Below are 13,339 nucleotides of genomic sequence, written 5' to 3' on the forward strand. Positions count from 1 at the left end.
CCTCTTCCTAAAGGTAGAGGGGACCCTTCGGTGCAGTGTTGAAACCGAAGTGCCAGCCGGTACAGACAGCTCCCTCTCCCTAAAGGGAGAGGGGACCCTTCGGTGCAGATTGAAACCGAATTGCTAGCCGGTACAGACAGCTCCCTCTCCCTTCAGGGAGAGGGCGGGGGAGAGGGGCGACCCGGCAGACCCGGAGCGATCAGGACAAAACCCAAAAGACACCGATGAGGACACCATGGATCAAGCCCACGACAACGACCAGGCCATCACCCGCGACAGCCTTTACGGCACCGCTGCCGAATCCACCTACGCCGGCATCACCAGCTTCATGCGCCGCCGCTATAGCCGCGACCTGCGCGGCGTCGACCTGGTGGTCAGCGGCGTACCCTTCGATACCGCCACCACCAACCGCCCCGGCAGCCGCTTCGGGCCGCGGGCGATCCGCGCCGCCTCGGTGCAGATGGCCTGGGCGCGGCATTTCCCCTGGGAGTTCGACCCCTTCGATCACCTGGCGGTGATCGACTACGGCGACTGCTCCTTCGACCACGGCGTGCCGCAGGAAACCCCGGACGTCATCGAAGCCCACGCCGCGCACATCCTCGATGCCGGTTGCGCGCTGCTGACGCTGGGCGGCGACCACTTCATCAGCTATCCACTGCTCAAGGCCCATGCCAGGAAGCACGGGCCACTGTCGCTGATCCACTTCGACGCCCACAGCGACACCTGGCCGGACGAGGACTGCCAGCGCATCGACCACGGCACCATGTTCTATCACGCCGCCCGCGAGGGGCTGGTCGACCCGTCGCGCTCGGTACAGGTCGGCCTGCGCACCACCAACGACGACGTGATGGGTTTCCAGGTACTCGATGCCCGCGAGGTGCACCGCCATACGCCGCAGGCCATCGCCGAGCGTATTCGCGCGCGGGTGGGCGACCACCCGGTATACCTGACCTTCGACATCGACTGCCTCGACCCGGCCTTCGCCCCGGGCACCGGCACGCCGGTCTGTGGCGGGCTGAGTTCGCACCAGGCGCTGGAGATCCTCCGCGCGCTGCGCGGCATCAACCTGGTGGGGATGGACGTGGTGGAAGTCGCGCCGCCCTACGACAGCGCCGAGATCACCGCCCTGGCCGGCGCGACCCTGGCGATGGAGATGATTTGCCTGTACGCGGCGCGGCACAAGCTGGGCGAGCGCTGAGCGCCGCCTGAACGGCGTTCGCGAGCGAGCTCGCTCCTACAATCCGAGCACCCTGTAGGGGCGAGGGGGACGCCATCGTTGTTGCTCGAGAATTGCTCCTGCACGGAATTGGCATTGTGCCGGGGCATGCCCTCACCCCAGCCCTCTCCCAGAGGGACAAGGAGTCGTCCGTGCCGGCTGAGGCTGAGGTGTCGTCCTGCACCGCACGGTCTTCTCTCCCGCTTGCGGGAGAGGGTTAGGGTGAGGGGCTCTTGATCTTCAAGGACGGGGCATGGCCCTGTTCGCGCAGGGAGCGCTCCTACAGGTTGGGTCCGTCACACCCGAAACGCCCGCACGGCGGTGTGCAACGCGCCGCCCAGCTCCTGCAGTTGCTCGCCCTGGCTACGCCCCTGGCCGATCAGGCGCAGGTTCTGGCTGCCCAGTTCATGGATGCGCTCGCTGTGGCAGCGGATCTCGCTGACTGCGCCGCTCTGCTGAGCGGAGCTCTCGGCGATGCGCTGGGCCATGCTGGCGATGGTGCGGATGGCACCGACCACCTCGTCCAGCGCACCCTCGGCGGCGCCGGCCTGGTTGGCGGTGACTTCGGCGTGCTCGACCTGGCTGCGCATCGCCTCCACGGACTGCCGCGCCGCTTGCTGCAGGCGCGCGGTGAGCTGCTGGATTTCCTCGGTGGCGCCGGCGGTGCGCAGGGCCAGCGAGCGCACCTCCTCGGCAACCACGGCAAACCCGCGGCCTTGCTCGCCGGCTCGTGCGGCCTCGATGGCGGCGTTGAGCGCCAGCAGATTGGTCTGCTCGGCGATGGAGCGGATCACCCCCAGTACGTTGGCGATGGTGGCCGACTCTTCCGCCAGGTTCTCGATGGCCTGGGCGTTGCTCTGCACTTCGTCCACCAGCGCGCGCATGCCGCTCAAGCTGTTGCCGATCACCTGCTGGCCCTGCTCGACGGCCATGCCGGCGGCGTGGCTGGCCGAAGCCGCCTGGCTGGCATCGCCGGCCACTTGCTGGATCGCCGCTTCCATATGGCCCAGCGCGTCGCGGATTTCCCCGGTATCGCTGGCCTGGCGTTCCGCACCGGCGTGCAGGCCCCCGCTCAACTCGGCCAGGGCGCGGCTGCTGCCGGCCACTTCCTCGGCGCGCTGGTGGATGGTGCCGACCAGGGTTCCGAGGAAGTCGCGCAGGCGATTCAGGGATTCCTGCAGTTCCAGCAGATCGCGGGTGCGGGTGGCCAGGGCAATGGGTTGGGCGAAATCGCCACGGGCCCAGGTCGAGAGCGCCGGGACCAGTTGGCCGAGCACGCGCGCCAGGCGGCGCTGCAGGGTGTCGATAAGCAGCGCGGTAGCCAGGATCAGGGCGATCAGCGCGCCCTGGATGACGCGCACCTGCGCCTGGATCTTCGAACGCTCCTCGCGCACCTGTGGCTCCAGGGTCGCCAGTGCCTGCTGCACGGCGCCCACGCGCTGGGCAGTGGCGCTGGCCAGTTGCTGGCGCTGGGCGATCAACTGGCGGGTGCGATCGAGTTCGTCCGGATAGCGGCGCAGCACGCTGGCGAGATCGCGCTTGAGGGTGACGCCGCGGTCCTCGCTCTGGGCCTCGGCGGTTGGCTGGGATTCCAGGCCCATCATCGCGGCGAAGTCATCGGAGGCGGAGGCCTGTTGTTCGAGTACGCCGAGCAGTGGCAGGGCATCGATGCGTACGGCCAGCTGGCGCAGGGTTTCCAGCTCGCGCTGGATGTCTTCGGCCAATGCCGGATTGCCACTTTCCACCAGCTTGGCGCGGGCATGGGCCAGGCGCGTCAGGTGCAGGCCGGCTTGCAGCAGCGGGGGGCGGTACGCGGTGGCGGCGGGATTCTGGCTGGAGTCGGCATAGGCGCCGAGCTGGTCCAGCGCGGCCAGCAGCTCGCGCTCGGCCTGCAGCAGCAGGCCTTGCGGGTCGCCAGCCAGCTTGCCGGCGGCGAGCAACTGGTTGCCGCTGAACTGGTGCAGTTCGTCGAGACTCTGGCCGAGCAGCTGGCTGAGGCTGTCCGGCAGTTGCGGCAGCTCCCGGGCGAGTTCGTCCAGGCCTTGCTGGGCGGCCTTCTGCTTGAGCGCGTCACCGCTGGCGAGGTAGGCCTGGATGTTCTGCGCGACCTGTCGCTCGAAGCCCTGGGAGAGTTCCAGGTAGCGATCCATCAGGGTGAAGGGACGCTCCAGGGCGCGCTGCGACCACCACAGGGTGGCGCCCAGCGCGAGACACACGAGCAGGAGCAGGACGGTATTGAGGTTGGTGAGCAGCTTGAGGCGCATGGCAGGTCTCGACCGACAGCGAAAATACGGCGAGCCCTGAACCTATTGCAGTTTCGTTACTGCCTGATGACACGGTGCCAGCATTCGGTCGGAAAATCGCGCGGCAGAGCGCCGCGCCAGACCGGCGGCGGGTGTTACCTGTAGACCTCGACGCGGTTGCGGCCGCCGTGCTTGGCGGTGTACAGCGCCTCGTCCGCCTGCTTGGCGAGGGTCTTGATGTCCATGTCATCGCCCAGCTCGGCGATGCCGCAGCTGAAGGTGCAGGAAAGGTCATGGGGTTGCGCCGGATAGCGGATTTCGGCGAAGCGCTGACGAATTTCCTCGAGCACCTTGTGTGCCGAGGCGGCGTCGGTGTCCGGCAGTACCACGGCGAACTCCTCGCCCCCGTAACGGCCGATGTGGTCGGTCTTGCGCAGGCGCTGCTTGAGGAACAGCGCCAGGCTCTTGATCACCCGGTCGCCCATGGGATGGCCGTAGGTGTCGTTGACCCGCTTGAAGTGGTCGATATCGAGCATCGCGAAGGTCAGCGGGCGCTCCTCGCGGCGCGCACGGAAGCGGGCATCGTCGAGCAGTTGCAAGGTGTGGGTGTGGTTGTACAGGCCGGTAAGGCTGTCGCGCACCATCCGCGCCTTCAGGCTGCGGGCGCGGGCGGCGCGGTTGCGCACAGTGGCGATCAGGTGGCGCGGCTTGATCGGCTTGGTGAGGAAGTCGTCGCCGCCTTCGCTCATCGCGTCGAGTTGCTTGTCCAGGTCGTCCTCGGCGGACAGGTAGATGATCGGCACGCTCACATGGCGCTCGTGCTGGCGGATCACCTTGGCCAGCTCCGTGCCCAGGCACTCGGGCATGTACATGTCGAGGATGATCAGGTCCGGCTGGAACTCGGCCAGTTCGGCCATGACCGACAGCGGCGCGGTGAGCGCGCGGGTGACGATGCCGGCGCTGTTGAGGACCATCTCGGTGTGCGCAGCCTGGGCGCGGGAGTCGTCGACGATCAGCACGCGGAAAGGCTCGTAATGGGCCACGCGGGTCAGCGTTTCGATCTTCTCCAGAAGGCCGGAGGCGTCCAGTGCGCCGCTGAAGAAGTCCTGGCCACCGGCGCGGGCAGCGGCCAGGCGGGTCGGGGTGTCAGTTTCCTCATGGCTGAAGAACAGGACCGGCAGCTTGTGCTTGAGGCCGGCCTGGGCCTCGTCGGCCAGCGCCAGGCCCTGGCCGCCGGCGAAGTCGATTTCCATGACGATGGCCGCCGGATGGCGGTCGGCCATGGCGGCGCGAAAAGCGTTGGCGTGTTCGCACGGCTGCGCAGCCATGCCGAAGAATTCCAGCTGCTGGGCCAGGCGTTCGGCGCGTTCGAGATCCTGCAGGGCGAGATAAACCGGCTTGCGCAGTGGCGGCAGGTGGGTCTGTTCGAACTGGTCGCCGTGGCGCAGGCCGGTGCGCGAAAGGCGTTGCATCAGGCGGTTGAGTTCGGTGATCAGCTCGCTGGAGAGGCGCCCGCGGTTATCCTGCACGGCGCGCAGGCAGTGGTCGATGGCCTTGGCCAGGTCCGCGTGCTCGGCCTGCTCGAAGCGTTCGGCGTAGCGCTGCAGGCGCAGGCAGGCCTCGGCAAGCTCAGCCATCCCCGCGCTGTTCCATTCCGAGCGCGACAGGCGTTGCCAGACTTCCAGCAGGTGACGGGCCTGGTGGATTACCCGCTGGGCGAAGTGATGCTTGAGGCGGTCGAGGGATGGATCATCGAGCTCGGTCATCGCGCGCTTCTTCATGGAGCCGTACCGGCGGCCTGCGGGGCGAAGATGTTTCCGCCGTGATACACAGTGATGGCCCTATGCTACCAATCCTTGATGGCAATAACAGTGCCTTCGGTCAAACATCCGAAGCTTTGTAATTCGCAGCATTACCTAGCACCATGCGCAGGGTAGGCTGCGCTGACCCGCCTGCGTGCGGCATGCTTGCGCAGCGGGGCCTAAAATCCCGGCACCCTGGGGCCGGTTGTGGGTCCAAGCTATCTTCGAATTCGGGACATCAAGGAACTTGCCATGTGGAACTGGAAGAAACGCGGCTCCGTGCGTGATCGCGTGAACGACTCGGTGGACGACGCCCGCGCCTACTTCAGCGGCCCCTGGCTGGGCCGCGTGCTGGGCGGTCTGCTGGGCGTCTACCTGGTGGTCTGCGGGGCGATCGGCTGGTACTGGAGCCAGGAGCCGGACCTCTTCCCCGTGCAGCAGAACGCCCAGGCCGCCGCCGAGCGCGCCGGCCGCCAGATGGTGGTGGGCTACACCACCGTGGAAACCCTCAAGGAAGTGGTTGCCACGCTGCTCAACAAGCCGGGCGGCTACCTGTCCAACGACATCTTCCCGCCGGGCGTCTGGCTGGACAACATGCCCAGCTGGGAATACGGCGCCCTGGTCCAGGTGCGCGACCTGTCCCGCGCGCTGCGCAAGGACTTCGCCCGCTCGCAGTCGCAGTCCACCGAGGACGCCGACCTTGCACGCGCCGAGCCGCGCTTCAACTTCGACAACAAGAGCTGGGCGCTGCCGTCCTCCGAATCGGAGTATGCCGAGGGCATCAAGTCGCTGGACCGCTACCTTGCCCGTCTCTCCGCCGACCCGGCCGGCGCGCAGTTCTATGCTCGCGCCGACAGCCTGAACAACTGGCTGGGCGACGTTTCCACGCGCCTGGGCTCGCTGTCCCAGCGCCTCTCGGCCAGCGTCGGCCGGGTCAAGCTGAACACCAACATCACCCCGCTCAAGCCGGTCACCCCGGGCCAGGCGCCGGAAGTCGAGGAAGTGATCCAGGAAACCCCCTGGATGCAGATCGACAACGTGTTCTACGAAGCCCGCGGCCAGGCCTGGGCGCTGTCGCACATCCTGCGCGCCATCGAGGTGGACTTCGCCGACGTGCTGGCGAAGAAGAACGCCACCGTCAGCGTGCGCCAGATCATCCGTGAGCTGGAGGCCGCCGAGGCGCCGCTGTGGAGCCCGATGGTCCTCAACGGCAGTGGTTTCGGCGTACTGGCCAACCACTCGCTGGTGATGGCCAACTACATTTCCCGCGCCAACGCCGCGATCATCGATCTGCGCCAACTGCTGGCCCAGGGCTGATGGACGGCATCAGCGACAAGGAAGCCGCCCACCGGGCGGCTTCGGACGCCGAACTGGTCGCCTGGGTGAACCGCGACGACCAGCTCAAGGGCAGCCTGCCGCGTGCGCAATTGCGCGAGCGCGGGCTGATCGGCCGGGGCACCTTCGTCCTGCTGTTCAACTCTGCCGGCGAGCTGTGCGTGCACCGCCGCACGCTGAGCAAGGCGATCTACCCCGGCTACTGGGACCCGGCCGCCGGTGGCATGGTGCAGGCGGACGAGAGCTACGCCCAATCCGCCGCCCGTGAGCTGGAAGAAGAGCTGGGCATTTTTGGCGTCGAGTTGCGCGAGCACGGTTCGTTCTTCTTCGACCAGCCGGACAACCGCCTGTGGTGCGCAGTGTTCTCCGCCGTGTCCGATGCGCCGCTGAAGTTGCAACCCGAAGAAGTCATGGAAGCGCGCTTCATCGATCCGCATCAGGTGCTGGCCGAGGCCAGGGCGGGCACGCCGTACTGTCCGGATTCGCTGGCGGCGCTGCGCAAGTACCTGGTCAGCTTCTGACCCCGGCCTCGGGCTGGGCAGCTCTTCTGTAGGAGCGAGCTTGCTCGCGAACCGACTCCGCAGCGGGCCCGTTCGCGAGCAAGCTCGCTCCTACAACCGCCCTGCCGCGCAGGCATGTCGCCAAACCGCCGATCAATGACGCATTTTCGCTCTTAGCATTTGCCTCCAATGCTGCTAAATTGCGCGACCTTTCCGGCAGGGTCCTCCGCCGGGATTTGCGCAGCCCCTGCCTGAGTGGGGCGTCGCGGTCGGCGCCAGCCGGCCATTCGTTGACCTGGCCCGAAGAGGCCAATCCTGGGGATAAGCCCGGTGGTCAAGAAAGCCTCCTCCCTGTCCGCCCTCGGCGGGCTCGTCTACTCCACTGATACCGGCCGGCACTGCCCGGACTGCAATCAGCCCATTGGCGCGTGCATCTGCAAGCAGGCCGAGATTCCGGCCGGCGATGGCATCGCTCGCGTGCGTCGGGAAACCAAGGGCCGCGGTGGAAAGACCGTGACCACGGTGACCGGCGTGCCGCTGGCGGCCGATGCGCTGAAGGACCTGGCTACCGCGCTGAAGAAGCGCTGCGGTACAGGTGGCGCTTTGAAGGACGGCATCATCGAGATCCAGGGCGACCATGTCGACCTGCTGCTCGAGGAGCTGCAGAAGCGCGGCCTCAAGGCGAAGAAATCCGGCGGCTGAGCCGCCCTGCTGCTTGTCTGAAGGGGCAAGCGACTCTCCCCTGTCGAGAACGGGTTCCAGGCGATGTGCCTCCGCACATGGCCGGCAAGCCCTTTCCCTAGATGGGAGATTTATCGGCGCGCCCTGGGCGTGTCGTCGGATTTTCCTAAACTTACCGCCAAAGCCGGCGGTCAACACGGCAACGTCACGAGGCCCGGCTAGGTTTAACCACCAGGCTTGACGACTCACCCGCACGCCGGGCGGGCGCCTGCACACATTCGCGCAATCTGAGGAGACCACCCCGCATGGCCGCTAGACGGACCCGCAAAGACGACGGCAGCAACTGGACCGTGGCTGACAGCCGCAGCATCTACGGAATTCGCCACTGGGGCGCTGGCTACTACGCCATCAACGACGCCGGTAACGTGGAAGTTCGCCCGCAGGGCGCCGATGCCCAGCCGATCGATCTGCACGTGGTGGTCGAGCAGCTGCGCGAGGCGGGCCTGTCTCTGCCGCTGCTGGTGCGCTTCCCGGACATCCTCCAGGACCGCGTGCGCAAACTCACCGGCGCCTTCGACGCCAACATCGCGCGCCTGGAATACACCAGCCGCTACACCGCGCTGTACCCGATCAAGGTCAACCAGCAGGAAGCGGTGGTGGAAAGCATCATCGCCACCCAGAACGTTTCCATCGGCCTGGAAGCCGGCTCCAAGCCCGAGCTGATGGCCGTGCTGGCGCTGGCGCCCAAGGGCGGCACCATCGTCTGCAACGGCTACAAGGACCGCGAGTTCATCAAGCTGGCGCTGATGGGGCAGAAGCTCGGCCACAACGTGTTCATCGTGATCGAGAAGGAATCCGAGGTGCAGCTGGTGATCGAGGAGGCCGCCGTGATCGGCGTGCTGCCCCAGGTCGGCCTGCGCGTGCGCCTGTCCTCGCTGGCCTCCTCCAAGTGGGCCGATACCGGTGGCGAGAAGGCCAAGTTCGGCCTGTCCGCCGCGCAGCTGCTGTCGGTGGTCGAGCGCTTCCGCGCCGCCGGCCTGGACCAGGGCGTGCGCCTGCTGCACTTCCACATGGGGTCGCAGATCGCCAACCTGGCCGACTACCAGCACGGCTTCAAGGAAGCCATCCGCTACTACGGCGAACTGCGCGCCCTCGGCCTGCCGGTGGACCACGTGGACGTCGGCGGTGGCCTGGGCGTGGACTACGACGGCACCCACTCGCGCAACGCCAGCTCGATCAACTACGACATCGACGACTACGCCGGTGTGGTGGTGGGCATGCTGAAAGAGTTCTGCGACGCGCAGGGCCTGCCGCATCCGCACATCTTCTCCGAGAGCGGCCGCGCGCTGACCGCGCACCACGCGGTGCTGATCACCCAGGTCACCGACGTCGAGCGCCACAACGACGAAGTGCCGAAGATCACCGACCTGGCCGAACAGCCGGAAATCGTCCAGTGGCTGGCCGACCTGCTCGGCCCGACCGACGCCGAGATGGTCACCGAGACCTACTGGCGCGCCACCCACTACATGAGCGACGCCGCCGCGCAGTACGCCGAGGGCAAGATCAGCCTGGCGCAGAAGGCCCTGGCCGAGCAGTGCTACTTCGCCATCTGCCGCCGCCTGCACAACCAGCTCAAGGCGCACCAGCGCTCGCACCGCCAGGTGCTCGACGAGCTCAACGACAAGCTGGCCGACAAGTACATCTGCAACTTCTCGGTGTTCCAGAGCCTGCCCGACACCTGGGCCATCGGCCAGGTGCTGCCGATCCTGCCGATCCACCGCCTGGGCGAGGAACCGACCCGCCGCGCGGTGCTGCAGGACCTGACCTGCGATTCCGACGGCAAGATCACCCAGTACGTCGACGAGCAGAGCATCGAGACCAGCATGCCGGTGCACGACGTGAAGGAAGGCGAGGACTACCTGATCGGCACCTTCCTGGTCGGCGCCTACCAGGAGATCCTCGGCGACATGCACAACCTGTTCGGCGACACCGACTCGGTGAACGTCTACCAGAACGCCGACGGCAGCTACTACCACGCCGGCATCGAGACCCATGACACCATCGAGGACATGCTGCGCTATGTGCACCTGTCGCCCGAGGAGCTGATGACCCACTACCGCGACAAGGTCGCCGGGGCCAAGCTCACCGTGCGCGAGCGTACCCAGTATCTCGACGCGCTGCGCCTGGGACTGACCCGTTCGGCCTACCTGTCGTCCTGATGGATCGGCTGTCCGTGTGACGAAAGCCCCGCTTCGGCGGGGCTTTTTCATGCTCGCTCCTTCAGGGATACCCGGTGATGGTCAGATCGTAGGGCGGATAACGCGCCAGCGTTATCCGCCGTGAGGCAATCGGCGGATAACCCGTTCCGGGTTATGCGCCCTACGCTCCTGGTGTTCAGGCATCACGCAGTGCGAAGGATGGAAACAGCACATAAAGCTCCCGCCAGAGATCAGGTGCGCCATGGGGCGCCGGCGTGGCGATCAGCTCGGGATCGAGTTGCCGACCGCTGCGGGCCAGTTGCACGACGAAGTTATCCACACCCCTGTCGCGCAACCGCGTCGCCAGTCGGCGCAGGCGTTCCAGGTCGAACAACTGCCAGTGCACCGTGGTCCGGCACTCGTACTCCACGCCGCTGTCCAGTAACAGTTCCAGGCTGCGCCAGTTGGCCAGCCCGCTGCGTTTCACGCCGGTAATGGCATCCATGTCCTCGGCCAGCCCCTTCACGTCGAAGCCGATCCAGTCGGCATGGGGCAGCGCGCGGGCGAAGGCCTCCGGGCGGATGCCGGCACTGTGCAGCCCGGCGCGAAAACCCATCTCGCGCACGCTGGCCATGGCCTCCGGCAGCGCGTTCTGCAGCGTCGCCTCGCCGCCGCTGAACACCACCGCCTGTAGCAGGCCCTGGCGGCGTCGGAGGAAGTCGAGGATGGCGTCCCAGTGGATCTCGGCGTCGCCGCGCGGCGGAATCAGTTCCGGATTGTGGCAGTAGCGGCAGCGCCAGGCGCAGCCCTGGCAGAACAGCACGCAGGCGAGCAGGCCGGGATAGTCGAGGGTGGTCAGGGGCACCAGGCCCCCGACCCTGAGCGCGCTGCTCATCGCGTCTCGCGGAAGTGGCGGCGCTCGCGGTGCTCGGATTGCTTGCCGGCGTTGAACGCCGTCACCGGGCGGTGATAGCCCATTACGCGGGTCCACACCTCGCAGCGCTGGCGCTGGCTTTCGGGCAGTTGGTTCGCGGTCATCGGTGGTGCTCCTTTTTTGCGGGGATGAATTGGCGGGAATGAAGTGAATGAGCCTCAGCTGCCGCAGCAGCTCGTGGTCGCGGCTTTCTGCAACGCAGCTTCGTCGCACCGCGGGCAGAACTCATGCTCGCCGGCGAGGTAGCCGTGCACCGGGCAGATGGAGAAGGTCGGCGTCACCGTCAGGTAGGGCAGGCGGAAGCGCCCCAGGGCGGTGCGTACCAGGGTCTTGCAGGCCTCGGCGCTGGAGATGCGCTCGGCCATGTACAGGTGCAGCACGGTGCCGCCGGTGTATTTGCACTGCAGGCCGTCCTGCAGTTCCAGCGCCTCGAACGGATCGTCGGTGAGGCCCACCGGCAGCTGCGACGAGTTGGTGTAGTAGGGCGCTTCCGGCGTGCCGGCCTGGAGGATGCCCGGGTGGCGTTTCTGGTCCTCGCGGGCGAAGCGGTAGGTGGTGCCTTCGGCTGGCGTGGCTTCCAGGTTGTAGAGGTGCCCGCTGTCTTCCTGGAAGCGCACCAGCCGCGCCCGTACATGGTCCAGCAGCTCCAGCGCCATCTGCCGGCCGACCTCGGTGTGCAGGCCTTCGCGGTCATCGGTGAAGTTGCGCAGCATCTCGTGCAGGCCGTTCACGCCGATGGTGGAGAAGTGGTTGCGCAGGGTGCCCAGGTAGCGCTTGGTGTAGGGGTACAGCCCGGCGTCCATGTGCTGCTGGATGACCTTGCGCTTGACCTCCAGGCTGTCGAAGGCCAGCTCCAGCAGGTAGTCGAGTCGGGCGTAGAGGGCGGCAGCGTCGCCGCGATGACGGTAGCCCAGGCGTGCGCAGTTGATCGTCACCACGCCCAGCGAACCCGTCTGCTCCGCCGAGCCGAACAGGCCGTTGCCGCGCTTGAGCAGCTCGCGCACGTCCAGTTGCAGGCGGCAGCACATGGAGCGCACCTGGTTGGGCTGCATGTCCGAGTTGAGGAAGTTCTGGAAGTACGGCAGGCCGTAGCGCGCGGTCATCTCGAAGAGGCGCGTGGCGTTGTCGCTGTCCCAGGGGAAGTCGTGGGTGATGTTGTAGGTCGGGATCGGGAAGGTGAACACCCGGCCGTGGGCATCGCCGGCCTGCATCACCTCGATGTAGGCGCGGTTGATCAGGTCCATCTCGACCTGCAGCTCGCCGTAGGCGAAGGGCATTTCCACGCCGCCGACGTAGGGAACCTGCTCGCGCAGGTCTTCCGGACAGACCCAGTCGAAGGTCAGGTTGGTGAAGGGCGTCTGGGTGCCCCAGCGCGACGGTACGTTGAGGTTGTAGATGAACTCCTGCAGCGCCTGGCGCACCTGTTGATAGCTCAGGTTGTCCTTGCGTACGTAGGGCGCCAGGTAGGTGTCGAAGGAGCTGAAGGCCTGGGCGCCGGCCCACTCGTTCTGAAGGGTGCCGAGGAAGTTGACCATCTGCCCCAGCGCGCTGGACAGGTGCTTCGGCGGCCCGGCTTCGACGCGGCCCGGCACGCCGTTAAGGCCCTCGCTGAGTAGCGTGCGCAGCGACCAGCCGGCGCAGTAGCCGGCGAGCATGTCGAGGTCGTGGATATGCAGGTCGGCCTCGCGGTGGGCGACGGCGATGCCTTCGCTGTAGACCTCGTCCAGCCAGTAGTTGGCGGTGACCTTGCCGGACACATTGAGGATCAGCCCGCCCAGGGAATAGCCCTGGTTGGCGTTGGCGCGCACCCGCCAGTCTTCGCGCGAGAGGTATTCGTTCATCGACGCGGCGACGTCCACCAGCGTCTTGCGCTCGCGGCGCAAGCGCCCGTGGCGTTCGCGGTAGACGATGTAGGCGCGGGCGGTGGGGTAATGGCCGGCTTCCATCAGCGCGCGCTCGACCACGTCCTGCACGCGCTCCACGTCCAGGTCGTTCTGTGCCGGCAGGCGGGCCAGTACGCGACGGGTCAGCTCCTGCGCATGCGGCGCGGTGAACTCGCCGCAGGCTTCGCCGGCAGCGGCGATGGCACGTTCGATCTTGCTCGGGTCAAAGGCGGCGAAGCTGCCGTTACGCTTGCGCAGGCTGGTGGGAAGAGCGGCGGTTCGTGTCGGAGGCATTGGCTTTATTCCACTACATGCTGTGTCTCGATTGATTCGTGACAACAAGATGTTGTGGGAATCTAGCGGCTTCGTCTGTAGGAAAATTGACCTCGGTCAACGTCACCTGTCAGTCAATTTTTGTCATCGGAGGTATTGACCGCTGCACGCCCCGGCATCGGCTGACCCTGGGTGCGAGCCGCGTCGAACACGGCCCTGGGTGCGCGAGCAAGCTCGCTGCTACGGGGAGCATGTCGGCCCGGGCAGTAGGAGC

At 66.8% G+C, this 13,339-nt stretch carries 8 protein-coding genes and 1 pseudogene; 5 read left to right on the plus strand and 4 right to left on the minus strand.

Translation table 11 applies throughout. The features are described from left to right. Window positions 1-235 precede the first annotated feature (235 nt). Window positions 236-1,198 carry an agmatinase gene (gene speB / locus C167_RS0122530; RefSeq protein ID WP_017520572.1) on the plus strand — a complete coding sequence of 321 codons (963 nt, stop codon included), beginning with the start codon at window positions 236-238 and terminating at the stop codon, window positions 1,196-1,198. Between the two features lie 314 nt (window positions 1,199-1,512). On the opposite strand, the gene C167_RS0122535 is transcribed toward speB, so the two are convergent. Beyond that, window positions 1,513-3,480, minus strand: a complete 1,968-nt coding sequence (locus C167_RS0122535; RefSeq protein ID WP_017520573.1) for a methyl-accepting chemotaxis protein — start codon at window positions 3,478-3,480, stop codon at window positions 1,513-1,515. A 134-nt stretch (window positions 3,481-3,614) separates the two neighbouring features. Beyond that, window positions 3,615-5,225, minus strand: coding sequence for a response regulator (locus C167_RS0122540; protein WP_026079219.1), 1,611 nt, complete (start codon window positions 5,223-5,225; stop codon window positions 3,615-3,617). Window positions 5,226-5,513: 288 nt separating this feature from the next. Here C167_RS0122540 and C167_RS0122545 point away from each other — a divergent pair, with 288 nt between their 5' ends. From C167_RS0122545 to speA, 4 genes are all read left to right on the plus strand, one after another. Beyond that, the gene (locus tag C167_RS0122545; RefSeq protein ID WP_017520575.1) at window positions 5,514-6,578 is read left to right on the plus strand and encodes a DUF2333 family protein; all 1,065 of its coding nucleotides are present in this window, start codon (window positions 5,514-5,516) and stop codon (window positions 6,576-6,578) included. Beyond that, window positions 6,578-7,117, plus strand: a complete 540-nt coding sequence (locus C167_RS0122550; protein WP_017520576.1) for an NUDIX hydrolase — start codon at window positions 6,578-6,580, stop codon at window positions 7,115-7,117. Before C167_RS0122545 ends, C167_RS0122550 begins: the two co-directional genes overlap by 1 nt. A 309-nt stretch (window positions 7,118-7,426) precedes the next feature. Beyond that, complete coding sequence (locus C167_RS0122555) at window positions 7,427-7,798, plus strand: translation initiation factor Sui1 (RefSeq protein WP_017520577.1); 372 nt, start codon at window positions 7,427-7,429, stop codon at window positions 7,796-7,798. A 284-nt stretch (window positions 7,799-8,082) separates the two neighbouring features. Further along, the gene (gene speA, locus C167_RS0122560) at window positions 8,083-9,996 is read left to right on the plus strand and encodes an arginine decarboxylase (RefSeq protein ID WP_017520578.1); all 1,914 of its coding nucleotides are present in this window, start codon (window positions 8,083-8,085) and stop codon (window positions 9,994-9,996) included. A 175-nt stretch (window positions 9,997-10,171) separates the two neighbouring features. Here speA and C167_RS0122565 read toward each other — a convergent pair whose 3' ends face one another. Both C167_RS0122565 and C167_RS0122575 read right to left on the minus strand, forming a co-directional pair. Then, on the minus strand, window positions 10,172-10,870 hold the full coding sequence (locus C167_RS0122565) for an anaerobic ribonucleoside-triphosphate reductase activating protein (protein WP_017520579.1): 699 nt from the start codon (window positions 10,868-10,870) through the stop codon (window positions 10,172-10,174). Further along, a pseudogene (locus C167_RS0122575) lies at window positions 10,867-13,086 on the minus strand (ribonucleoside triphosphate reductase). The gene C167_RS0122565 and the pseudogene C167_RS0122575 overlap by 4 nt, the downstream one beginning before the upstream one ends. Window positions 13,087-13,339: the final 253 nt, after the last annotated feature.

It is taken from the genome of Pseudomonas nitroreducens TX1 (assembly GCF_000313755.1).
Classification (GTDB): domain Bacteria; phylum Pseudomonadota; class Gammaproteobacteria; order Pseudomonadales; family Pseudomonadaceae; genus Pseudomonas; species Pseudomonas nitroreducens_A.